Here is a 22,644-nt window from a genome sequence, read left to right as displayed (position 1 = left end):
CTTTCACCTCGTCATAAATTGGCACACAAGGAAATTTTAGCATAAATGTTCGTGTTTTACTTCACTTTATCGAAAAAAGAGTAAAAAAAAGAGGAACTAAATCAAATTAGCCCTCCCTAAAGTGATTATAAATCAGTGATCCAAAGTAAATGGCAACCTCAATAACAGCAATAAAGAAACTTACCGGCCAGTTCGTGTAGTATCCAAGCGTTAATCCAGCCCAAACTCCGATCAAACCAAAAACAATGGCCAGTCCAATCATTTTTCCGACTGAATGGGCAAAGTATTTAGCACTCGCAGCTGGCAAAGTCAAAAGGATAAAAATCAAAAGTGCCCCGACAATTTGAGCAGCCACGGAGACACTTAAGGCCAGCATCACTAGGAAAATCAATGAGAGGATTCCACTTGGAATTTTCTGGGCTCTGGCTCCCACTGCATCAAACGAATCAAACTTTAAGTCCCGATAAATACATAGGGTCACGATTAACACAATCACCGATAACCAAATCATCTGATGGACTTCAGAAGCACTGATTCCGACAATACTTCCGAACAAGATATTAGTGGCATAACTAGCACTACTGTTTGAAAGGGCTAGAAATAAGACTCCTAGTCCAATAAAGAGGGCCGAAACAGCACTGATGGTATCTTCTCGTCTTTCGGCAACGGAGCCAGCACTCATTCTCCCAACGAGAACCGAACTAATGGTGGTAAAGAGTAGCATCCCGTTTAACGGACTAATCCCAACAAACATTCCAAAGGAAGCTCCAGCAAACCCAATCTCAGATAAAGTGTGGGTCAGAAACGGCATGTTTCTTGAAACGACAAACACCCCGATGACCCCACAGACCACCGCAATGATGGTACTGGCTAAAAAGGCATTACGCATAAATTCAAAACTAAACATCGGCTTGCCCCTTCCAAAATTCTTCAACATTTAAGTTCTTAATTGGTCCAAATTCATAATTATCAGGACGCAAAAACAAGTATTCGTTAGCGAACTTCTTTGCTAGCGGAATGTCATGCGTAACAAAAATTACGGTTAACCCACTTTTGACGTTTAGATCGGAAACCACATTAAGCAGGTTCTCCTTGGCCTCTGGGTCAAGACTTGCCGTCGATTCATCCAAAATCAAAAGATCGGGTTTCACTACCAGCGCCTGTGCTAGATAAGCTCGCTGTTTTTCCCCACCGGAAGTTCTTCCTAATGGTTCTTTGGCAATATCAGTTAGGTTAGTCTCAGTTAGGACCTGATTTAACGTTTCACGATCTTTTCTTGAAAGCCATGGTAGTTTAAACCCACTAAAAGCTAGAGCAACAAAATCTTTTACCGACAACGGATATTCGGTATCAATATTTCTAAACTGGGGCACATACCCAATCTTGACCTGAGAACGATCCGGGATAAACTGAACCTTTCCACTGGTGGGCTTCAATTGACCAAGAATCACTTTGATCAAGGTGGTCTTCCCTACTCCATTCTGGCCTACAATACTTAAAAAACTACCACGTTTCACGTTAAAGCTCAAATCACTTAAAACGTGTTTATCCGCAAAATTAACGGTTAAATTTTCTATCTTTAAAACTAAGTCATCCATCTTTAAACTCCTGCCATTTCGAGCTTCAATAGTACTAACGAAGCTTACTAACTAATCAATAGTTCTCAACTAATATAACACTGTTATCTTAAGACATGCAACTAACAGCTCGGGGAAATCATGGATTATCTTGACTAATTTAAATACCCACATCATCTTACTAACTACTAATAATATAAAGCAAAAAAAAAGACCTTTCGGTCAATTCATTAAACAAAGTTAATCTCGATGTTCTTGGTTAAAATATCAGTATAACTGTATGATACTTGTCCTAACTTCTCATCTGGATCAAGTGTAATTAAAAATACAGCGGGAAATGTCTCAGCCAGAACCCCATCATATTCGTTAGTTCGTTTTCTTCCGGCTTGTGCAGTTACATGGATTTCCTGTCCAATGTGATTATCTAGAAATAATTTAATCTTAGATAGACTAGTTGGCATTATCAATCACCTCGCGTATTACTATTATACATTAAAATCAATATAATGTAAAGGTAATGGATGAATAGCCTGTTATGCCAGCAATCCACTTATGTGAAACTGATTTGCCATTTTCACAAATTGATCAACCGATAACTGTTCGGGACGGTCTGACTTATTAATGCCTAACCATTTTAAATCCTGTTCAATTTGTTCTTTTACCTCAGGTTTCTTTCCAAAAATACCCTGCAAATTATTCCAGAGTGTCTTTCTTCTGTGCATGAAGCATCCATGCGCAAAGCCAAAGAAAGCCTTTTCATCGTAAGCAATCACCTTTTTATCTGTTTTCGGGGTTAACTTGACCACCGCAGAATCAACTTTTGGTGAGGGAATAAAGGACTTGGCCGATACGTTAATTGCAATCTCAACGTTTTTAAGATACTGAGTGATAACCGTCAAAGCCCCATAGTCGCGATTGCCCGGCTTTGCGCTAATTCGTTTTGCCACTTCTTTTTGCATCATCAACACCGTTGAATCAAATTTAACGTTGCCCTTTAAAATATCCATCAAGATTGGTTTGGTGACATAGTAAGGCAAATTAGCCACAACTTTTAGGTGGTGTTTTCCATCAAAGTTTTCTTTAATTAATTTTGGCAGATTAGCCTTCAAGAAGTCTTCATTAATAATTTTAATGTTGTCATAGGGACTGAGAGTCTCATCTAAGATTGGGAGAAGATTCTCGTCAATTTCAAAGGCCATTACGGCGTGAGCTGATTGAGCAATTTGTTCAGTTAACGCCCCAATGCCAGGTCCAATTTCAATTACATCATCGGCTTCTGATATTTGGGCAACTGCAACGATTTCTTTTAAAACTCCGAGATCATTCAAGAAATTTTGCCCCAAGCTTTTTTTCGCGTTTAAACGGTATCGGTTCAAGATGGCCTTGGTCCGAGCTGGACTGCCGATTGCGGGAACTTTACTCATCTAATCCCTCCTTATCATCAAGTTGCTTTAATGCATTGTTAAACTGTTTTTTGGTAATCCCAAACATTCGCAATCTTTTTTGCATTTGTTTAGCGTTAACATACCCCAAATGAAGCAATTCACCAAGTTCCAGTCGGCGTTCCTTAGCTTCTTTCGTTCCTACTAAACCAGCTTGAATCAAATCCCGCTTGCTAATGACTTCTGGATTCTCATCGCTTTCGGTGTACACTTCAGACAAGGCATTCCGAATTGCTTCTGGACTAGCATGCTCAACCCCAAGGGATCCCTTCTGTGTATCAGGAACTGCTTCCGACTTTTTCAAAAAGGCATGCTTTGCTTCTGGAATCTCATCTGAAATTATTTTTCTGATTTTTTCCCCAGAAAAATCTGGATCAGTAAAAACGATGATTCCACGGGTTTGTGCCAACCGATCAATTAGATCGAGGGTCTCATCCGAAATCGCAGAGCCCCGGGTTTCAATCGTATCAGCATCAACGGCTCGTTGAATTTGTTTGGTATCATCTTTTCCTTCCACCACAATTACTTCTTTAATTCTTTTCATTTTAATTATCCAATCCAAATATTCGATTCGTATTTTCGTACGTCGCCTTTGCAACCACATCAGGATCAATGTCTTTAAATCTGGCAACTGCTTCTAGGGTATACAAAGAATAAGCCGGCTCATTTTGCCGCCCACGAAACGGTTCTGGCGTTAAATACGGGGCATCCGTTTCCACTAGGATTTTATCCAGCGGAGTTACGCGAGCAGCTTCATGAACCTCTTTGGTTTTCTTGAAGCTCACTACCCCACTGTATGAAACCACCATCCCTAAATCAATGAATTTCTTCATCCATTCACTATCTCCATTAAAACTATGGATAATGCCACCGATTTCACCAATGTTTTCGTCTTTTAAAATCCGGTACACGTCCTCAAATGCATCCCGGTTATGGACTGAGATTGGTAAATGCATGTTTTTGGCAATTTCAATTTGTCGCCGAAAGACTCGTTCTTGCACGTCTTTCGGTGTGACATCTTGAAAATAATCCATTCCAATCTCACCCACAGCGACAACTTGCAGATTTTCTAGTTGCTTTTCGAGCAGTTCTTCCTGCTCACGACCGTAATTCATAGCGTCTTCTGGATGCCATCCAATAATTGAATACAGATTGTCGTACTGAGCTGAAAGCTCCAAGGAACGCTCATTTAGCTCAGTATTGGACCCGACGTTAGCCATTCTAACAACACCAAGTCTTTTGGCGTGTCGAACGTAGCCCTCAATATCATTTTGGAATGGTTGATCGTTTAAATGAGTGTGGGAATCAAATATTTTCATTGACTATTCCTTTCATAATCGAAAAAGTTTCACTAATCATTGACTAGTGAAACTTTTTTACTACTCTAAAGTACTGCCATTATCTAAAGTTTGGTCAACAGTTGCTACTTTAATTGAACCGTCTTTTTGTTCAGCGGACAAAATCATTCCCTGACTTAACTCACCACGAAGTTTCTTTGGCTTTAAGTTAGCGACAATGATCACTTTTTTACCAATTAACTGTTTAAAATCTGGATACCACTTGGCAATTCCAGAAACAATCTGACGGTCACCGTCATCGCCAGCATCAAGTTGAAACTTAAGTAATTTATCAGCATTTTCAACTTTAGCTACGTTTTTAATTTCTGCGACCTTTAATTCAACTTTTTCAAAATCACTAAAGTCCAAGGTCTTCTTCTCTGACTTCAAAATCGTTTTTTCTGGGTCAAAAGCTTTCTTTTGGTCAGCACGTTTCATTGCTGAACGACCCTTTGTTTTGTCAGATTGAGTCATCTGATCCTTAATGAATCTAACTTCAACGTCGCGATCTAAACGAGGGAAAATTGGTTCACCATTCTCAATTACCTTTTGTTTTTCAGGAAGTCCAGAAAGAGCGGCATTCTTGATATCAAACCCATCCATCTGATCAAGACCTAATTGACGATACATTTCATTCGCCGTATTTGGCATGATTGGACTTACTAAGATTGCAATCAAGCGCAGACTGGCAACCAAATGACTCATGACGTTTGCTAATTTAGCTTGGTCATCTGCGTCATCCTTGTCCTTAGCCAAGGTCCATGGCTCGGTCTGATCGATGTACTTGTTGGTTTGAGAAACTAATTTCCAAATTTCAGCCAAGGCATCAGATAAATGAGTGTCATTCATTAACCGTTTAAATTCTGAAACGGTTGTTTTAGCAATTTTTTGTAAATCAACACTCGGTTGATCATTGGAATCGTGATATGAAGGTGTTACGCCATCTTCGTATTTATTGACCATTGCAATCGTTCGGTTCAACAAGTTACCAAGGTCGTTAGCTAGGTCATAGTTAACCCGATCAACAAAGTCTTCAGGAGTAAAAATCCCGTCACTTGCAAACGGAATTGCTCTAATCAGATAGTATCTGGTAGCGTCTAATCCATAACGATCGATTAACGTCTCAGGATAAATTACGTTGCCCTTTGACTTGGACATCTTTCCGTCTTTCATGGTTAGCCAGCCGTGGCCATAAATTTTCTTTGGCAGTGGGAGACCAAGGGCGTGAAGAATAATTGGCCAATAAATGGTATGGAAACGAACGATTTCTTTTCCAACCATCTGTAGATCAGCTGGCCAAAATTTCTTAAACAACTCGTCATTATCACTGTCATAACCAAGGGCAGTGATATAGTTTGACAATGCATCAATCCATACGTAAACCACGTGCTTAGGATTTGACTTAACGGGAACTCCCCACTTAAAGGTGGTTCTCGAAACCGCTAAGTCATCCAAACCTGGTTTTAAGAAGTTGTTAACCATTTCGTTCATTCTAGAATGCGGCTCAATGAAGTCAGGATGCTCTTTGTAGTAATTCATTAACCAATCAGAATATTTACTCATCTTAAAGAAGTAACACTCTTCGTTAACAAGTTGAACTTCGTGTCCAGATGGGGCTTTTCCGCCAATCACGTTGCCCTCAGCATCACGATAAACCTCTGCTAATTGTGATTCGGTAAAGTATTCTTCGTCTGAAACCGAGTACCACCCCGAATACTGTCCAAGATAGATGTCGCCTTGGTCTTGTAACGTTTGAAATATTTTTTGCACGGCTTTTACGTGCTTATCATCAGTGGTTCTGATGAAATCGTCGTTAGAAATATCTAAATTAGCCCACAAGTCAGATATTTGAGTGGCCATCTTATCAACGTAACTTTTAGGATCAACACCCAACTTTTCTGCTTTTTGTTCAATTTTTAGTCCGTGTTCATCGGTTCCGGTTAAATAAAACACGTCGTAGCCAGATTCCCGCTTAAAACGAGCCAGTGCGTCACAGGCAACCGTCGTATAAGCGTTCCCGATGTGTAACCTTCCTGATGGATAATAAATTGGTGTTGTAATGTAATATGTTGGTTTTTCAGCCATCCCAATTCGCTCCTTTATTCCTATCGTACAAACTAAATCGTACCAATATTATACTACTTTTGTCCCTTAAAACAGATCGAGTTGCATGGGAGCTAACCCACCAAAGTTCAATCCTAAAATCTTTTTTAACTGAAGGGCATTGTCAGCCGCATCATGACCAGAGTTGTTGTTAAAAATGACGCAAACTACCTTAGCTTTTTGGCGTAGATCATCAACAACTTCGGCAAAATGCTTTAATTCCTCTTCGTTATAACGGTACAGAGTCCGTTTCTTACGCCACTGGGGGCTCTTTTCAAACCAGCCCTTTTGGTTTTGACCGTGCAGTCGAAGCATGACGAAATTTTTATCCGTAACAACGGGTTCAAAGGGCACGCCATCTGACAGGTTATGAGGCTCGTCAGCGATCACTTCACTCATTTTGAGGCTCTTTAGATAATCGTGGACATCATTTGAGATTTCATCACCATACCAGCTAGGATTACGAAACTCAACTGAGATGGGTAAACTTCCCATCCACTCACGAACTAGTCGAAGGTACCTAATGTTATCGTTGTTTAAACGGAAGTACGGCGGAAATTGAAATAAAACGGATGCCAACTGGTTACTGTCAACCAGTGAAGCAACCATCTCACCATACCGCATAAATTGCTCCCTTCTAACCTGCTCATTATCTTCACCAAACTGTGGCAAATGGTGTTTGGTCATCAAATAATTGGCCTTTAAGATGAATTGAAAATTGTTTGGAACCTGCTTTTGCCAATTCTCCACCGTCTTAATTTTAGGGATGCCGTAAAACGGATTATCAACTTCAACAACGGGAAAATGTTCCGCATATTCTGATAAAGTAACTTTGCGATCTTCCCCATTAATCAGTGATGGATGATCAGACCAGGTTGTCAGTCCAATTAAAATCACGTTACCACCTATACTTTCAGTTTATCAAAGAAATCAACGGCATCTTCTTGCACCATGGTGAACGGAAACGGAAAATTAAGTGCCTCTTGGTTAATCGCAATCACATCGGCACTGGGATTACGGTAATCAAGTAATCCGGCAAACGGATAAACTCGCATTGAAGTTCCGACAATCACAATTAGATCACTTTGACTCATCAATCGAACACTATTTTCAATTGTTTGAGGATTAATTCCCTCACCATATAAAACAATGTTAGGGCGCAAAATTCCACCACAGTTTTGATGATACATACTCTTCATATATTCCTGATAATCAACGTGTTTGCCACATTTTTGGCAGTAAATATCATAGAGGTTGCCGTGAAACTCATTCAGGTTCTTTGCGTCAGCTTTTTCGTACAGATTATCAACGTTCTGAGTGATAATACTAGCCCGATTTTGACGGGTTAATTCCGCCTGCTTTTTGTGAATAACATTGGGTTGAGCATCTGGATAGTACATGTTCTTTTTGACGTACTCGTAGAATACCTCAGGTTCATTTACTAAGCAGTCGTGACTCAAGTAATATTCCGCTGGTTTACTGCTCTTGTCACTCGTATACAATCCGCCCTTAGAACGATAATCGGGAATTCCAGAAGGGGTAGAGATTCCGGCTCCCGTTAAAAATACGATGTTTTTAGCATTATCAAACTTTTCTTGAATATTATCTTGATTCATATTGTCACCTTATCTCAATAAATATGGAATCCGTAAGTCTTGATACAACTCTTTAACCGTCTTTGAATATAGTTCTTTGAAATAGTCTTCACTCGCCTTTTTACCAGCTGGACCATTTGTCACAAACGAATTTTGGTCATCCGATTTGGTAAAGCCCACGTACGCTCTTTTGTTAGTCTTGGTCTCCTTTAATTCTGAGTGATAAAGGTTAAAAACCTGTTTCACTTGCAAACCGAGTTGGCGCTTTGAGAAGACCGCCGTTAGCATCACAAAATCATTTAATTGTAAGGCTGGTAGTCCCCAGTTCTTCATCTGTTTATCAAAATCACGGTATAGTTTTACCACATCGCGTCTGAGGGTAAATGGTGAGTCCACCGGCTTCTCTGTGAGCATTGCGTAAAGTTCCTTAGCGGCCTTTAAAGAAATGGGAAAACTCGTTTGAAATACATCGGCGTACTGATCAAAGTGGTCGCCAAGAAAAATCATGGCATCCAGAATGGTCACCAATCGTAACGGCATTTCATCGTCGACCTTCCCAGATTCAGGGGTAATCGTCTGTCTAACACCCTTAACATATTCTTTTTCAACCGCTTCATCAACTAAACCGTGCTTTCTCTGTTCAGCATACACGACAAAGTGACATACATCATCGTACAACTCAGTTCCCATGTACATTAACTGTTCATCAAGTTGCTTATCCCCACTAGTAAGGGGAAAGTAAACCTGTGGAAAACCACGGAGTGTCATTAACAAGTGTAACAACTCATGAGTAGCGGTAAAATCCGGCTCAGTCAGATCTCTAATCTGCACGTAAAGTCGATCACCATCTTGCACGACTTGCGCTTGGTCATGTCGCACATAACCGGACTTTAAGTTGCCAATAAATTGAACCTCAACATCCCCTGGAAAAAAGTGACTGACTTCGTTAATTAAGCCTTGCGTCGTCTTACTTAATTGCACATTATCATTATTTTCGGCCATCTGATCCAAACTTCCCTTCTATAATTTGTTTTGCGTTTTCTAAGTTTCTTTGATTTGTTGGTAATTTCTTTAATGCGTTAATCACCATGTCCAAGTTCTTACTGGAAGCTCCAGCAGACATGGCGAGTGATTTCATCTGAAGGTTCATGTGACCTCTTTGAATCCCATCGGTTACAAGCGCCTTTAAGGCTGCCAGGTTTTGTGCTAATCCTACAGAAGCAATCACCTCCATGAACTGCATGGCAGAGCTAACGTTTAAAATTTGATAGTTAATCCTACTCATTGAAAAGAGCCGAGTTGCACCACCAATGATTCCTGAGGGTACCGGAATGGTAATTTCTCCCTTTAATCCGTCAGGAGTAACTCGCCATTGACTAACCCCACGATACTGACCATCCCTTGCGGCATAGGAATGAACCGCACTTTCAACGGCGCGCCAGTCATTACCAGTGGCAACGAGAACCGCATCAATTCCATTCATGATCCCCTTATTGTGAGTTGCCGCCCGTTTTGGGTACTTATTTGCAATTAATGAGGCTTCTGCGATTTTTTCAGCAACGTTTTTCCCGTCCAATTGACCTCGCTTTAGGGCATGAAACGGAACGGTTCCTGATGCTGTAACCAAATTTTTATCCCCATAATTCGACAGGATACTCATTAAAGACGACTGACTGGTGTTGATTTCAATGTAAGTGGAAAGAGCCTCAAGCATCGAATTCATGATGTTAGCCCCCATCGCATCACCGACGTCAACGAACAGTTCAATCACCAGATAATGATCGTAAAGAGGTGAGACGGTCAAATCGTGTACACCACCGTATTTATCAATTGTGGGATGAGCATCGTGTGCAACTTGCATTAATTTAACTCGCTGAGTTTCAACCCATTCGGTAAATTGAACCGGATCCGAGACTCCTAAAATGACTTCACCAGTCAAGATACGACTCTGAGACTTAGCCTGGATGCCGCCACCAACACGAAGCATATTGGCGCCGTTACTAGCGGCCGCAATGACCGAGGGCTCTTCAATCACCATCGGAATTAAATGTTCGACTCCGTTAATTACAAAGTTAGTTGCAACCCCCTCTGGCAATCCGTAGTCGGTAAGGTAGTTTTCAATCATGTGGCTACTAGCGTCTACGAAGTGACTTTCAATCACCTCAAGTTGTGTTCGATCAAGATCGGCAAATTTGGCAACCTGCTGTAACCGTTTTTGATATGATTTTTTATAAAATCCATTAAAATCGTTCAAAATGACACCTATTTTCTAAAATGAGGACTATTCTCAATGTATTCATTAATCAGTCCCTCACGCACGCCACCGTTTGAGAAAATGACCCGCTTGGAATCAATAAAATGCATCATGACAGTTAAACAAAGGGAACCACCAATGATGACGTCGGCACGGTCGTTTTCAAGCCCATTAATCTTTTGACGCTCAGCCAAAGTCTTACTCAGAAACATTTCCATCGTACTGTTGACCTGTTTTCTGGTTAACTGAAAATTTTGGATGTGATCGACGTGACTTAAGTGTTGGTACTGCCGGTTAATTCTTGCAATTGCGCGGGCAGCTCCACCAATCAAAACAATCGGATAATGAAGGGGCTTCTTAATCCAAGGAATCCGACTATACACTTCGATAACGTAAGACTCAGCCGCAAATAAATCAGCTGGAGTCACCTGGTTAATCAAATGAAATTGTTCCGAAATTTTTACTGCCCCAATGGGAACGCTGATACAATGGATATCTTTTTGGTTTCTAACCTGAATAATTTCAACACTAGCACCACCAACATCCATCAAGAGATAATCTTTAACCGCCAATCGATCAGAGATTCCTAGATAATCATAGTAAGCTTCTTCCTTGCCGGTTAACACGCGAATCTTAATGTGAAGCTGCTTATAAACATTGTGTAAAAAATCCTTTTGATTTTGAGCTTGGCGCACCGCTGCCGTAGCAATGGCACGAACCACAATGTTTTTATACTTTGAATACTCTGACTTAAAGGATCGAAGCGCCGAGATCGTACGATTCATTGCAGTTATCTGTAAAATGTTATTTTGTCCGATTCCCTCAGACAATCTCGTATCGTTCTTAACGCGTTTAATCTCATGATAACTTCCATCGGAATCGATGCAATAAATTGCCATTCTGACTGAGTTTGAACCGATATCAATGATAACAAAGTTCTCCATTCGATTCTCCTCCTCAAGTATTTATTCATATTTGGTGCTATGACAATTTATCTACTTAAAATAATTAATCCCCATGGCATCGCGAACTTCTTCAAGGGTGTTTTCTGCAACAATGTTAGCCGCGTCGCTTCCGTCTTTTAAGACTCTGTATACATACTCAGGATCCTTAGCTAACTTTTCTCGACGTTGTCGAATTGGCTTGAGTTCATCTTGCAAAACTTCGTTTAAATACAACTTAATTTTAACATCTCCAAGACCACCGTGTTGATATTGCTTTTTAAGTTCACTAACTTTTTGCTTGTCGTGAGCGAAAATATCCAGATACGTAAAGACCGTGTTCCCTTCAACTTGACCTGGGTCATCAACGTGGACGTGCTTTGGATCCGTGTACATGGACATCACTTTTTTCTTAATGGTATCGGCATCGTCAGCAAGGTAAATAGCATTGTTAAGCGACTTACTCATTTTGGCATTTCCGTCGAGGCCGGGAATGCGCCCCATGCCTTTCGGTGGAAAGAAACCTTGTGGTTCAACCAATACGTCTCTGTGATAGGCACTATTAAAGCTTCTGACAATTTCCCTGGTTTGTTCGATCATTGGCTCTTGATCTTCTCCAACCGGAACCACGGTTGCTTTAAAAGCAGTGATGTCAGCGGCTTGACTGACCGGATAGATGAAGAAACCAGCCGGCACACTTTCACCAAAGTTTTTCTGTTTAATCTCAGTTTTAACGGTCGGATTTCGTTTCAGTCGGGAAACCGTTACTAAATTAAGATAAATCATGGTCAGTTCATTTAAGGCTGGGATCTGGGATTGGACAAAGATCGTTGATTGATTTGGATCAAGTCCGACCGCTAGATAGTCCAAGGCTACCTGCAATAGACTGTTTTGAATCTTCTTTGGATCACGAGCGTTATCGGTCAAGGCCTGCATGTCAGCAATCATGATGAATGGATCGTAGTTACCCGAATTCTGCAACTCTAAACGGCTCATTAACGAACCAACGTAGTGTCCAATGTGAAGTTTTCCGGTCGGACGATCACCAGTTAATACAATTTCTTTTTTTGCCATCGTAATTTTCCTTTCTTTAATAAAAAACGTCCTATTGAATAATCAATAGGACGCCTTTGAACGTGGTACCACCTAAATTGCAGAGGTTTCTCTGCCACTTAAACTATAAGGTTGTTACCCATTATCCAGTTCGTGTTGTCTGACTAATCTCAGTAAACATAGCCTCTCTGTTATTTGACTCCACTACTTACTAAACTAAATACATACTAATTTCATTTTATGCGATTTATGACGGGTTGTCAAAGCACGAAAAAATTGACAGTACCGGCTTTTCAAATTAGAATTATTCACGAATTAAAGGGAGGAGTATGCACTTGAATAAGGATGAAAAAAACAAAGAGCAAGAGCGGGTCACCTGGGTTTGTTCCCAGTTGGACGAAAAAATCCAAGACACCCAAACCGAATACCAAAAAGCCAAGGCAGAAACTCAACGAGTTCAAAAAGACTACGGGACTAACACATCCGCAAATTATTTGGAAGCTGATGACCGGATTGAAACCAGTGCCGACCTGCAACAACAGCGAAGTTTAACTAACAAAGTGGTTGAGGATCAAGCCATTGTTGAGGGCCAACTAGCCACTTACCAGGATCTTAAAAAATCACCCTACTTTGGTCGAATTGACATCTCAGACGAGGGCTTTTCTGACGTTGATCACCTATACATTGGGAAGGCGTCTTTCATCGACAAAAACGGTGAATTCTTAATCTATGATTGGCGGGCTCCCATTTCAAGTGTCTACTATAATGGTACGCTTGGAAAAGTTGCTTATGACACTCCCAATGGAAAACAAAACACCGACCTTTTAAAGAAGCGCCAGTTCCAGATTAAAAACGGTAAGATCATCAACATGTTCGACACTAACGAAACGGTTGGTGACGAACTCTTACAAAGTGCTTTAAGTGATGAAAATAACGAAAAGATGCAAAACATCGTGGCCACCATTCAGCACGAACAAAATGACATTATTAGGGATACCACCAGTAACTTGCTGGTGGTTCAAGGAGTGGCCGGATCAGGAAAGACCTCAGCGCTCTTACAACGGATTGCTTTTCTGTTATATCACAGTCGGGACTCTTTAAATGCTGACCAAATTTTACTCTTTTCTCCGAACCTCCTCTTTAGTAACTACATCAAGGACGTATTACCAAGTTTAGGAGAACGTAGTATGCGTCAGGTTACGTTAGCTGAATTTTTTGCCCACCACCTTGAAGGCATGAGGGTTCAGACCCTTTTTCAACGTTACGAAGCTTCCGATCATGATTCTGATTCTCAACTTCGCGAATTCAAGAATAGTCAGAACTTCATCGATCAGATTGAAAACTACGTCAAAAATATCACCTCTGATCAAATTAAGTTCGATGATATTCACTTTAATGGTGAAGTTTACTTTTCTAAAAAGGAAATTCGTGAGATTTACGCTAGTCTACCAAGTGGGATGACCAGCAGTGAAAAACTCCTTCAAACGAAGAATCGTTTAATTAAGAGACTGAAGAATCGTATTCACGATGAAACTAAGAAAAAATGGGTCGCTGACATCATCGACACCATGAGCGAAGAACAGTACCACAATCTTCTGGGTGAAAAACACTTAAATGACTTTGAGGAACTAGACGATGAACGAAACTACATCGCCACGCGACTAGTTAAAGATCGACTTAGTACCGTATACGATGCTATCTACAACGATGAGTTTTTCGATCCGTACGTTCAATACGCCGATTTTTTTGACCACGTTAAGTTGCCTGAAAATGTTGAACCAGATGCTTTTAAACAAAGCAAAAATGATTTCCTAAATCACATTGAATTTCACCAAATTGGTTTGGACGACACTGCCCCCCTGCTGTACTTGAGGGATCGTTTCAGTGGGGAAAATAAAAACGTTAACATTAAATACCTCTTCGTCGACGAGATTCAGGACTACTCAATTGCCCAGATTATGTATCTCAAGCTCATTTTTCCGAGAGCTAAGTTCAACCTGATTGGTGATAGTGAACAGGCCATTTTCAAAGATGTCGAGTCAGCCCAAACGTTACTGGACAAGCTTAATGATGCCATTCCTAGTAAACATTCGCGACTAATTCAGCTGAATCGTTCATACCGCTCAACCTATCCCATCACGTCCTTTGCCAAATCATTACTACCAGATGGGAATAACATCGAAGCCTTCAACCGAAATGGGGAAAAGCCCGAGTTAATCGTGAAGGACAATTTTAATGAACTAACAAGTTCCTTATTTGACGTTATCAACGACCAACTTCAAAAACACGAAACCGTCGCGGTCATTACTAGAGATGCCACATCGGCCAAACAAGTTTATCAAAAGGTCAACGCTCACTTTGATGCTACATTATTAAAAGATAGTGACCGAGATATGACCTCACCAGTTGTTGTACTTCCGGTCTACCTGGCCAAGGGACTCGAATTTGATTCGGTCATTGCCTGGGACGTCTCAAAAAAGAATTACCCTGATCAGCACTCACTCGGAGTCCTTTACACAATTCTGACCCGCGCCATGCATTCGCTAACCCTGTTGTGTAACGGCGAGGTTTCGCCGTTGATTCCCAAACAAGCCATCATTGATAATTTAATTAAAGTCAGCAAAAATTCAACGGCCGAATAAAAAAAACTCTCACTATGATTACGTAGTGAGAGTTTTAAACTGTGAAAATAAATGATAAGCCATTCCCGGGAGTCGAACCCGGCACCTTTTCCTTACCATGGAAATGCTCTACCTACTGAGCTAGAATGGCATTCCTATTTTACCACACCAAAAATGGTACACTAGGATAGAATTCATAAAGATTAGAAAAGGACGATAATATGAAACGACATTTTAAACTTTCCCTCCTAGTCACTTGTCTCGTACTACTGATGATTCCACTCACAGCATGTCACAAGTCGGCAGCCCATGACCCAAAGAAAATTCAGGTTGTAAGTTCCGTTAACTTTTATGGAGACGCGGCCCAACAAGTCGTTGGAAAGTATGGTCACAACACGTCCATCATCAATTCAGACGTTGATCCACACGACTTTGAACCAACAACTAACAACGCGAAAGAAGTTGCCAAGGCAAACGTGGTCATCTCAAACGGAATTGGTTATGACGATTGGATGAACGAATTAATTCACAACGCTGGAAACGATCATCAACAGGACGTGAACGTTGGCAAATTGATGCATAAAAAAGATGGCGACAACGAACACATTTGGTATAAACCAACTACCATGGACCATTTGGTTGATCATCTAGTTACCGTCTACAGTAAGATTGATCCAGATCACCGTGGATATTTTGAGGAAAATGCGCAAACATACAAAAATGAATGGGGCCAAACGCAACGGTTAATCAAGCAGTTATCAAAGAATTCGCACGGTCAATCAGTTGCTACCAGCGAGCCCGTCTTTGACTACTCACTTTCAGCCCTTGGTTACAAACTTAAGGACTACGGGTTCTCAAATGCCATTGAAAAGGGCGTCGATCCTTCAGTCAGTGACATCTCCAACCTGCAAAGTGACATGCGCAACCATAAGATTGCTTTCTTTGTTAATAACACTCAATCCGATAGCCCGGTGGTTACACAAATGGTTAAATACGCTAAAAAGTATCATGTGCCCATCCTAAACGTGTCAGAGACCGCTCCAAAGGGGCAAAATTACATGCAGTGGATGAATAATCAGTACCGAGAACTTGGAAAAATCCAAAAACAACAATAAAAAATGATGCTCAAAATTTGAGCATCATTTTTTATCTAGTTAACTTTTAAAGCTTGTTCCATTGCCTTTTGTTCCATCTGGTTTTTAGCTTTGTTCTGCATTTGCGCCTTAAATTCATTCTCAGCTTGTTTTTGCAGCTTAGCTTGGTCCTTTGATGACATCTTTGGATTTTCGGCCATAGCTTGTTGTATCTTAGCTGCTACAAACTGTTTCCCAGAAGCAGCCATCTGTTGCTGAGCTTCAGGATTTTGTTGTGACTGCTTCATTTGAGCAGCCTCTTGTTTCATGGCCTTCCCAAATGCTTTAGCTTGTTCAGGTGTGAATACCATGTAACCTGATTTTACGTGGAAAGTATTCGTACGTTTAATAAAGGCTTCTTTTTGAGCAAACATGAAGAAGACTTTGTAAAATTTATTTTTGTAGACCCAATTCTGTTGCTTTGTAACCAGTTTGTTTGAATCGCCACCTGGTTTGATTTCATTCGTAGTGTCAATCGCAGGTGTTACGGTTGGCTTCTTTTGACTTACATTCTTTTTGTAGATCACAACTTTATCATTAGTCTGACCAATCTTCTTATACAATATCATGTTGGCTTGATTGTTCACTGATGTAAACGAAGTGGTCTTAACCGTGGTCTTCTTTTCCATCCCAAAGTGATTGTGGTAATTGGCAATCATTAGACCAATCGTAATGATAATCAAAGCAGCAAATATAAGGCCTAAAGAGGTTGCCACTTTTTTATTAGCAATCAAATTCCACGTTAAGAAAAAGGCAATTACAAAAATAATTAGTAAGATAAATATCATTATTTTTTACCTCCCTTTTCAAAAACAGGATCTTCAGTAACATGACCCTTTTTCAACGCAAACGTCAAAAGAAAGGCAATTAATGAGATTAAGAATGCGACTCCAAAGGCTGCCATGTATCCTTTCAAATTAGCGTTAATTGCTCCAGCTCGATATGCCAACGGATTAATTTTAAGTAAGTGTTTTGCTGGCATATTATTGGTAGTAACATTGGCTAAAATTGAAATCATAACGGCCGTTGAAATTGATCCACAAACCTGTCTAAAGGTATTGTTAGCAGCAGTTCCATGCCCCATTTCAGAAACTGGAAGAGCATTCATTCCAGATGTCGTTACTGGCATCATGGACATTGCCACCCCAAACATTCTAATCGCATACAAAATAACAACGTAAATGGTTGGAGTATCCTTTGTTAAAAACAAAAATGGAAAAGTCCCAACCGTCAATAAGAACAATCCACCCATTGCTAAACGACGGGCCCCAAACTTATCGAATAGTCTTCCAGTAATTGGGCTCATAAATCCGGTTAAAAGTGCTCCGGGTAATAGAGTCAATCCGGAATGAAAAGCACTCATCCCTCTAACAATTTGTAAGTAAAGAGGTAAGACCATTTCAACTCCGACCATTCCCATGAAGACCACCGCACTGACAATGGTTCCAAGTCGAAATTCACGTGATTTGAAAACATTTAAATTCAAGAACGGGTTCTTCATGACCAGTTGACGCCATCCAAAGAGAATAATAAAAATGATTCCAATAATTAATCCCCAAATGACAGTTGGACTTCCCCAACCGTCATTTCCAACTGACGAGAATCCATAAAGTAAACTACCAAAACCAATGGTAGACAAAACTAATGAGAGATAATCTAGCTTACTTTTCTTAGTTGGAAGAACTGGTTTAACAAAAAACAGTCCTAAAACAATGACTATGGCAACAATGGGAGCAATAATCCCAAACAAATTTCGCCAAGATGAAGTATCAATCACCCATCCAGACAAAGTTGGTCCAATGGCAGGCGCTAAACCAACGACGATTCCGGCCAGTCCCATGGCAGTGCCCCGTTTTTCTGCTGGAAAAATTGATAACATGATGGTCTGAAGTAATGGCATGGCAATACCAACACCAACTCCTTGAATCAAACGGGATCCAAATAAAAACCAGAAGCTTGGAGCTATCCATGACCCCACCGTTCCAATCTCAAAGATGATCATTGCTGATAAGTACAGCCATTTAGTGTTAAAACGTCCACTCAACCAGGCACTAACCGGAATCAAAATTCCGTTAACCATCATAAATCCGGTGGTTAACCACTGAACGGTCGAGGTATTAACATTAAAGGCACGCATTAATGTTGGAAAAGCCGTTGACAAAATGGTTTGGTTTAAAACCGTACAAAAAGTTCCAACCAAAAGAATAATGACAAACATGGTTCGATTATACTTTTTGCCATTCGCATCAACAGCAGGAATATTATGCATTATATATGCCCCTTTCAAAAGCTTAATTAATTAATATTTGCTCAAAATTACAACACCAACTACTATACAACCATCCGATGTTTATGTCAATTTAATTGACACGTGCATTATTTTACATATAATTAGTATTGTATTATTTAATGAATTCATCGAGTTTGATTAAGCATAGAAAGAAAGTAGGTAAACCCTTGGAAAATGAGAATGATCAAGAAGTAGCTGACCTCAACGGACGACTCGGAAAAATCATCAAAAAAAATAACATTTCGGTTGGCATTGGTGATATTTCCAAATGCTCCGGTCTTTCCCAAAGTAAGATTCGCTACTGGGAGCAGCGAGGATACATTACTTCTTTACCAGTTCATAAAAATCAAAACAAGCGATATAGCATCTATACTCTAGTAACCGTTTTATTAATCAAATCCTATCTAGAGTCCGGCTTTACTTTAGCCACGGCAGTAGATAAGGCAAAACGTCACGAAGAAATCAGTAAAGTTTTTAAAAAATTAATCCTTGATCGGGTTCAATACGTTAAAACTAAAAATGACGACTACTGCATTAATATGGGACCTCTTTCAGACGACCCCAGTAAATCGGTCATTATCAAAGTAAGCGATCGTGGTAGTAAAATCACACTAATGGATACAAAAAAGACACTTCCTAATTAATTAGGAGGTGTCTTTTGGTTTAGATTAAATTATTTATTTTCGCCTAATTTAACCTTGTCTAAAATGTTTAAGTCAGAGTCAATATCATAAACAATTGGTTGACCAGTAGCAATCTCAACGTTCATGATGTCTTCATCAGAGATTCCTTCAATGTACTTAGTTAAAGCACGAAGAGAGTTACCATGGGCAGCAACGATCACATTCTTGTTGTCTAACAATTTAGGAGCAATGTGATCCTGCCAGAATGGAATAACTCGTTCCAAAGTAACCTTTAAGTTCTCACCACCAGGGATCGCCTTTGGATCTAAGTCAGCATAACGACGATCTTTGGCAGCTGAGCCCTCATCATTTGCGTCCAAAAGTGGAGGCAAAACATCGTATGAACGACGCCAGATGTGAACTTGTTCCTTACCAAATTTTTCAGCAGCTTCCGCCTTATTTTGGCCCTGAAGTGCACCATAGTGACGTTCGTTTAAACGCCAAGACTTCAAAACTGGAATCCATAATTGGTCACTTTCATCCAACACATAATTTAAAGTCTTGATGGCACGCTTTAAAACTGAAGTGTAAGCTTGGTCAAATTGAATTCCTGCTTCAGCAATTAATTTACCCGCATTTTTAGCCTGCTTAACTCCTTCTTCACTTAAGTCAACGTCAACCCAACCAGTGAATTGATTTGATAAGTTCCATTCACTTTGACCGTGTCTAACAAATACTAATTTAGCCATTGTAATTACCCCTCTTTTGTTTTTATACTAGTTCATTTTACATCATTTAAAACTTTTTTTCACTAACTTACTGATCTTACTAAACCAACCGGGTTTTCGATTTCTCGCCACTTCATCAACGTTTTGGACTCCCAAGACGTCCAGTAAAAAGGTGAAAACAGGAACCGAAACAATTAATCCCCACGTCCCAAAGATGTGTTCACCAACCAGGAGGACTACGAACGTAAAGAAGATGGGCAACTCGGTCTTAGCCGACATGAACTTGGGGTTTAACACGTATGCTTCAAGTAGATGAACCAACATAATGATGATGAAGATGTATACCACGTATCTAAATCCACCTACAGTATAACCAATCAAGGTTAGAGGGATTAACGAAATGATAACCCCAGCCACCGGAATGAGGCTCAAGAAGAAAATCATGACAGCTAAGATCAAAAGCTGTGGAATTTGCATGATCCATAAACAAATCGTGGTAATCGTCGTGTTACAGATTGCGATAAAGAATTGGGCTTCAATCACGACCCCAAAGGTTTTGACGAAAGTCTTCGCGAAAAACAGGATATCCGAGAAGAACCACCCAAAGGTACTGGTTAAAAACTTCTTAGAAAAGCGCTTCACCTGCTTAAGTTCCAAGGTAAAAAAGAAACTCAAAAGTAGTGACAAGAACATAGCAATCCCAGTTGAACCAATGCTTGTAATGTAACTCCAAATCAGGTTCATACTTCCCTTAATCTGGTTTGGTACATTAAAGTTCTTTAGTAACCATAAAACCCACGAACGTAATTCTGGGTTTTTAATCGAATGGGGACTTTCATAAAAGGTAATTAGCGTCTTGGTTATTTCAACTCCCTGCTCAGCAATCTGGGGGAGGTACAGGACACTTACCAGTACAATGGCTCCCACAATTAATAAGTAAATCACAATGACCAAGATTGGAATCGGAATCTTAATCCGGGCCCGAATCCAAAGTACTAGCTTGGTTATTAATAACGTAAAGATAAAGGTCAAAAGAATGGTGGTCATCATTGAGCGACAGAGATACAAAACAACGACGATTAGCAACAAGACCACTGCCCGTCTTAATTTTGTGTTATTTAAAAATTTTTGCCACCAATTGGTTAAATTCTCCATTTTGGTTTTACTCCATCCCCTCTCCATCCATAATTCGTATTTAACACTTTACTCAAATCAATTTTAATAGTAGTACGTAATATTTTTATTATAGCATCTAATGTAATTTGTTAAAATTCATGTCAGTCTATTTTACGAGTTTCACAAAAAAAGGTTATAATGGCCATATAACTATTGAATTAAAGAGAGGTTTTTATATGCTTGAAAAGACGTTTTACAGTGAATTTATCAAACACAGTTTTAATATTCCATTAAAGGTAACATACTGGGATGGTTCTACCAAGACTTATGGTAAGGGTGAGCCTAAAGCTCACATTACCATCCACAAGGCAATTCCAATTAAAGATATTACCAGTAATGCTTCAATCGCTTTAGGTGAAGCATACATGGATGGTGTAATCACTGTTGAAGGGATTTCTTTAGAAGATTTAGTTGCAGCAGCTTACCTGGATAGCAGCAGTTTCTTACACAACAAGAAATTCATTAAGTGGCTACCAAAGTCTTCTCATTCAGAAGCAGCAAGTAAAAAAGATGTGCAAAAGCATTATGACATCGGAAATGAATTCTACAAAATTTGGCTGGATAAGACCATGACCTATTCATGCGGTTACTGGGAAAGTCCAGAAGATAGCCTGTACGATGCTCAGATGAATAAAGTTCATCACATCATCAAGAAACTAAACCCACAGCCTGGTGGTACTCTTTTAGATATCGGTTGTGGTTGGGGTACTCTAATGTTAGTTGCCGCTAAGGAATACGACCTAAAGGTCACTGGTGTGACCCTTAGTCAGGAACAATGCGACTACGTTAACGAACAGATCAAAAAGTACGGTCTTGAAGACATCGCTGAAGTCCGCCTTCAAGATTATCGTGAACTACCAAAGTCAGAAAAGTGGGATTACATCACGTCTGTTGGAATGTTTGAACACGTTGGGAAAGAAAATCTTGATGAATACTTCAAGGTCGTTTCAGACCACTTAGCGAAAAACGGAAACGCCCTCATCCATGGAATTACCAGACAACAAGGTGGTGCGATCAATGGTTGGTTAAATAAGTGGATCTTCCCTGGGGGTTACATCCCTGGTTTGACCGAAAACTTAGACCATATTATTGATAATGGCATGCAAATCTACGATCTTGAATCACTAAGAAGACACTACCAGAAGACTACGGAAACATGGGACAAAAACTTCAATGCGCACCGAAAAGAAATTGAAAATATGTTTGACGAACGTTTCTGCCGCATGTGGGACTTGTACCTTCAAGCCTGTGCCGCTTCATTTAAGGTTGGAAATATCGATGTCATGCAGTACCTCATTTCAAAGGGACCGGCTGGTGCATCACTTCCAATGACCCGTGACTACATGTACAAATAACTTAATATAATAGATAGTAAAAGACGTAACTTCATCAATTAAAGTTACGTCTTTTTGTTATCAAATATTCATTAAAGGACAAACGTTAACAGAAACACCGCCGCTAGTCCTGCCATCACTGAAACTAGCATAGATCGGGTCCAGTAAGCAATCCCAATTACCAACACGGCAGCGATTAACTCTGGTCCCTGACCACTAATCGAAAAGGCATATGACTGATTAATAAAAATATCCTTTACTACCAGTGAAGTAAACAGACAAATTGGTACAAATTCCATCCATTCGGTAAACCACTTTGGAATTTTGCGCTTTCTAAAAAATGCTAATGGTATAAATCTTGGAGCTAAAGCAACCAAAAAACACAGCAATATTAACAGAAAGTGTTGCATCGCATCCCATTTCATAACAATTCTCCC

The 22,644-nt window shown here is 40.0% G+C and carries 22 protein-coding genes and 1 tRNA gene; 4 read left to right on the top strand and 19 right to left on the bottom strand.

Features of this window, described 5'->3' with window-relative positions:
- Positions 1-106: 106 nt before the first annotated feature.
- The 13 genes from AC6UD0_RS04875 to trpS all read right to left on the bottom strand — a co-directional run bounded on the left by AC6UD0_RS04875 (position 107) and on the right by trpS (position 12,323).
- Positions 107-907 carry a metal ABC transporter permease gene (locus tag AC6UD0_RS04875; RefSeq protein WP_500693997.1) on the bottom strand — a complete coding sequence of 267 codons (801 nt, stop codon included), beginning with the start codon at positions 905-907 and terminating at the stop codon, positions 107-109.
- Positions 900-1,598 carry a metal ABC transporter ATP-binding protein gene (locus AC6UD0_RS04870; RefSeq protein WP_500695771.1) on the bottom strand — a complete coding sequence of 233 codons (699 nt, stop codon included), beginning with the start codon at positions 1,596-1,598 and terminating at the stop codon, positions 900-902. The genes AC6UD0_RS04875 and AC6UD0_RS04870 overlap by 8 nt, the downstream gene beginning before the upstream one ends.
- A gap of 209 nt (positions 1,599-1,807) precedes the next feature.
- Positions 1,808-2,038: a Veg family protein gene (locus AC6UD0_RS04865; protein WP_500693999.1), complete on the bottom strand. Its 231-nt coding sequence runs from the start codon at positions 2,036-2,038 to the stop codon at positions 1,808-1,810.
- Between the two features lie 72 nt (positions 2,039-2,110).
- Entirely contained in the window at positions 2,111-3,001 is an 891-nt protein-coding gene (gene rsmA, locus AC6UD0_RS04860) for a 16S rRNA (adenine(1518)-N(6)/adenine(1519)-N(6))-dimethyltransferase RsmA (protein ID WP_500708306.1), read from the bottom strand.
- Positions 2,994-3,563, bottom strand: a complete 570-nt coding sequence (gene rnmV, locus AC6UD0_RS04855) for a ribonuclease M5 (RefSeq protein WP_500708305.1) — start codon at positions 3,561-3,563, stop codon at positions 2,994-2,996. The genes rsmA and rnmV overlap by 8 nt, the downstream gene beginning before the upstream one ends.
- A gap of 1 nt (position 3,564) precedes the next feature.
- Positions 3,565-4,338, bottom strand: a complete 774-nt coding sequence (locus AC6UD0_RS04850) for a TatD family hydrolase (RefSeq protein ID WP_500708304.1) — start codon at positions 4,336-4,338, stop codon at positions 3,565-3,567.
- Between the two features lie 60 nt (positions 4,339-4,398).
- Positions 4,399-6,441, bottom strand: a complete 2,043-nt coding sequence (gene metG, locus AC6UD0_RS04845) for a methionine--tRNA ligase (protein WP_500708303.1) — start codon at positions 6,439-6,441, stop codon at positions 4,399-4,401.
- A gap of 66 nt (positions 6,442-6,507) precedes the next feature.
- Entirely contained in the window at positions 6,508-7,356 is an 849-nt protein-coding gene (locus AC6UD0_RS04840; protein ID WP_500708301.1) for a DUF72 domain-containing protein, read from the bottom strand.
- 8 nt (positions 7,357-7,364) lie between these two features.
- Positions 7,365-8,075: an NAD-dependent protein deacylase gene (locus tag AC6UD0_RS04835; RefSeq protein WP_500707460.1), complete on the bottom strand. Its 711-nt coding sequence runs from the start codon at positions 8,073-8,075 to the stop codon at positions 7,365-7,367.
- A gap of 9 nt (positions 8,076-8,084) precedes the next feature.
- A complete protein-coding gene (locus tag AC6UD0_RS04830) occupies positions 8,085-9,056 on the bottom strand; it encodes an IpaB/EvcA family protein (protein ID WP_500708300.1) in 972 nt (323 codons plus the stop codon).
- Positions 9,043-10,308 (bottom strand): hydroxymethylglutaryl-CoA reductase, degradative, encoded by a 1,266-nt coding sequence (locus AC6UD0_RS04825; RefSeq protein WP_500708298.1) that lies wholly within the window; start codon positions 10,306-10,308, stop codon positions 9,043-9,045. The genes AC6UD0_RS04830 and AC6UD0_RS04825 overlap by 14 nt, the downstream gene beginning before the upstream one ends.
- An 8-nt stretch (positions 10,309-10,316) precedes the next feature.
- Complete coding sequence (locus AC6UD0_RS04820) at positions 10,317-11,252, bottom strand: Ppx/GppA phosphatase family protein (RefSeq protein WP_500708296.1); 936 nt, start codon at positions 11,250-11,252, stop codon at positions 10,317-10,319.
- A gap of 51 nt (positions 11,253-11,303) precedes the next feature.
- Entirely contained in the window at positions 11,304-12,323 is a 1,020-nt protein-coding gene (trpS, locus tag AC6UD0_RS04815) for a tryptophan--tRNA ligase (RefSeq protein ID WP_500708294.1), read from the bottom strand.
- Positions 12,324-12,631: 308 nt separating this feature from the next.
- On the opposite strand from trpS, the gene helD reads away from it, so the two are divergent.
- Positions 12,632-14,944, top strand: coding sequence for an RNA polymerase recycling motor HelD (helD, locus tag AC6UD0_RS04810; protein ID WP_500708293.1), 2,313 nt, complete (start codon positions 12,632-12,634; stop codon positions 14,942-14,944).
- A gap of 57 nt (positions 14,945-15,001) precedes the next feature.
- Here helD and AC6UD0_RS04805 read toward each other — a convergent pair.
- Positions 15,002-15,074: transfer RNA gene (locus AC6UD0_RS04805), tRNA-Thr, on the bottom strand.
- Between the two features lie 121 nt (positions 15,075-15,195).
- Between AC6UD0_RS04805 and AC6UD0_RS04800 the strand changes: the two genes are divergently transcribed.
- Complete coding sequence (locus tag AC6UD0_RS04800; RefSeq protein ID WP_500707454.1) at positions 15,196-16,038, top strand: metal ABC transporter solute-binding protein, Zn/Mn family; 843 nt, start codon at positions 15,196-15,198, stop codon at positions 16,036-16,038.
- Between the two features lie 35 nt (positions 16,039-16,073).
- Here the strand turns inward: AC6UD0_RS04800 and AC6UD0_RS04795 are convergent, their stop codons facing one another.
- Positions 16,074-16,844, bottom strand: a complete 771-nt coding sequence (locus tag AC6UD0_RS04795) for a DUF4811 domain-containing protein (RefSeq protein WP_500707453.1) — start codon at positions 16,842-16,844, stop codon at positions 16,074-16,076.
- A complete protein-coding gene (locus AC6UD0_RS04790; protein WP_500694013.1) occupies positions 16,844-18,325 on the bottom strand; it encodes an MDR family MFS transporter in 1,482 nt (493 codons plus the stop codon). The genes AC6UD0_RS04795 and AC6UD0_RS04790 overlap by 1 nt, the downstream gene beginning before the upstream one ends.
- Positions 18,326-18,513: 188 nt before the next feature.
- Here AC6UD0_RS04790 and AC6UD0_RS04785 point away from each other — a divergent pair, with 188 nt between their 5' ends.
- Entirely contained in the window at positions 18,514-18,990 is a 477-nt protein-coding gene (locus AC6UD0_RS04785) for a MerR family transcriptional regulator (protein ID WP_500694014.1), read from the top strand.
- 29 nt (positions 18,991-19,019) lie between these two features.
- Here AC6UD0_RS04785 and AC6UD0_RS04780 read toward each other — a convergent pair whose 3' ends face one another.
- Positions 19,020-19,718, bottom strand: coding sequence for a 2,3-diphosphoglycerate-dependent phosphoglycerate mutase (locus AC6UD0_RS04780; protein ID WP_500694015.1), 699 nt, complete (start codon positions 19,716-19,718; stop codon positions 19,020-19,022).
- Between the two features lie 42 nt (positions 19,719-19,760).
- Entirely contained in the window at positions 19,761-20,852 is a 1,092-nt protein-coding gene (locus tag AC6UD0_RS04775) for an AI-2E family transporter (protein WP_500694016.1), read from the bottom strand.
- A gap of 197 nt (positions 20,853-21,049) precedes the next feature.
- Between AC6UD0_RS04775 and AC6UD0_RS04770 the strand changes: the two genes are divergently transcribed.
- On the top strand, positions 21,050-22,228 hold the full coding sequence (locus tag AC6UD0_RS04770) for a class I SAM-dependent methyltransferase (RefSeq protein WP_500707452.1): 1,179 nt from the start codon (positions 21,050-21,052) through the stop codon (positions 22,226-22,228).
- A 71-nt stretch (positions 22,229-22,299) separates the two neighbouring features.
- Here AC6UD0_RS04770 and AC6UD0_RS04765 read toward each other — a convergent pair whose 3' ends face one another.
- Positions 22,300-22,632: an AzlD domain-containing protein gene (locus AC6UD0_RS04765; RefSeq protein WP_500694018.1), complete on the bottom strand. Its 333-nt coding sequence runs from the start codon at positions 22,630-22,632 to the stop codon at positions 22,300-22,302.
- Positions 22,633-22,644 lie beyond the last annotated feature (12 nt).

Source organism: Fructilactobacillus sp. X7R9C1 (genome assembly GCF_059901005.1).
This window is presented reverse-complemented; position numbering and strand designations above follow the sequence as displayed.

Bases quoted from the DNA above. Each gene is read 5' to 3' on its own strand.
- metG (WP_500708303.1), bottom strand. From the start codon at position 6,441: ATGGCTGAAAAACCAACATATTACATTACAACACCAATTTATTATCCA.
- rnmV (WP_500708305.1), bottom strand. From the start codon at position 3,563: ATGAAAAGAATTAAAGAAGTAATTGTGGTGGAAGGAAAAGATGATACC.
- AC6UD0_RS04790 (WP_500694013.1), bottom strand. From the start codon at position 18,325: ATGCATAATATTCCTGCTGTTGATGCGAATGGCAAAAAGTATAATCGA.
- AC6UD0_RS04775 (WP_500694016.1), bottom strand. From the start codon at position 20,852: ATGGAGAATTTAACCAATTGGTGGCAAAAATTTTTAAATAACACAAAA.
- AC6UD0_RS04780 (WP_500694015.1), bottom strand. From the start codon at position 19,718: ATGGCTAAATTAGTATTTGTTAGACACGGTCAAAGTGAATGGAACTTA.
- AC6UD0_RS04795 (WP_500707453.1), bottom strand. From the start codon at position 16,844: ATGATATTTATCTTACTAATTATTTTTGTAATTGCCTTTTTCTTAACG.
- AC6UD0_RS04850 (WP_500708304.1), bottom strand. From the start codon at position 4,338: ATGAAAATATTTGATTCCCACACTCATTTAAACGATCAACCATTCCAA.
- AC6UD0_RS04865 (WP_500693999.1), bottom strand. From the start codon at position 2,038: ATGCCAACTAGTCTATCTAAGATTAAATTATTTCTAGATAATCACATT.
- helD (WP_500708293.1), top strand. From the start codon at position 12,632: ATGCACTTGAATAAGGATGAAAAAAACAAAGAGCAAGAGCGGGTCACC.
- AC6UD0_RS04820 (WP_500708296.1), bottom strand. From the start codon at position 11,252: ATGGAGAACTTTGTTATCATTGATATCGGTTCAAACTCAGTCAGAATG.
- AC6UD0_RS04765 (WP_500694018.1), bottom strand. From the start codon at position 22,632: ATGAAATGGGATGCGATGCAACACTTTCTGTTAATATTGCTGTGTTTT.
- AC6UD0_RS04870 (WP_500695771.1), bottom strand. From the start codon at position 1,598: ATGGATGACTTAGTTTTAAAGATAGAAAATTTAACCGTTAATTTTGCG.
- AC6UD0_RS04835 (WP_500707460.1), bottom strand. From the start codon at position 8,075: ATGAATCAAGATAATATTCAAGAAAAGTTTGATAATGCTAAAAACATC.
- AC6UD0_RS04770 (WP_500707452.1), top strand. From the start codon at position 21,050: ATGCTTGAAAAGACGTTTTACAGTGAATTTATCAAACACAGTTTTAAT.
- AC6UD0_RS04875 (WP_500693997.1), bottom strand. From the start codon at position 907: ATGTTTAGTTTTGAATTTATGCGTAATGCCTTTTTAGCCAGTACCATC.
- AC6UD0_RS04800 (WP_500707454.1), top strand. From the start codon at position 15,196: ATGATTCCACTCACAGCATGTCACAAGTCGGCAGCCCATGACCCAAAG.
- rsmA (WP_500708306.1), bottom strand. From the start codon at position 3,001: ATGAGTAAAGTTCCCGCAATCGGCAGTCCAGCTCGGACCAAGGCCATC.
- trpS (WP_500708294.1), bottom strand. From the start codon at position 12,323: ATGGCAAAAAAAGAAATTGTATTAACTGGTGATCGTCCGACCGGAAAA.
- AC6UD0_RS04830 (WP_500708300.1), bottom strand. From the start codon at position 9,056: ATGGCCGAAAATAATGATAATGTGCAATTAAGTAAGACGACGCAAGGC.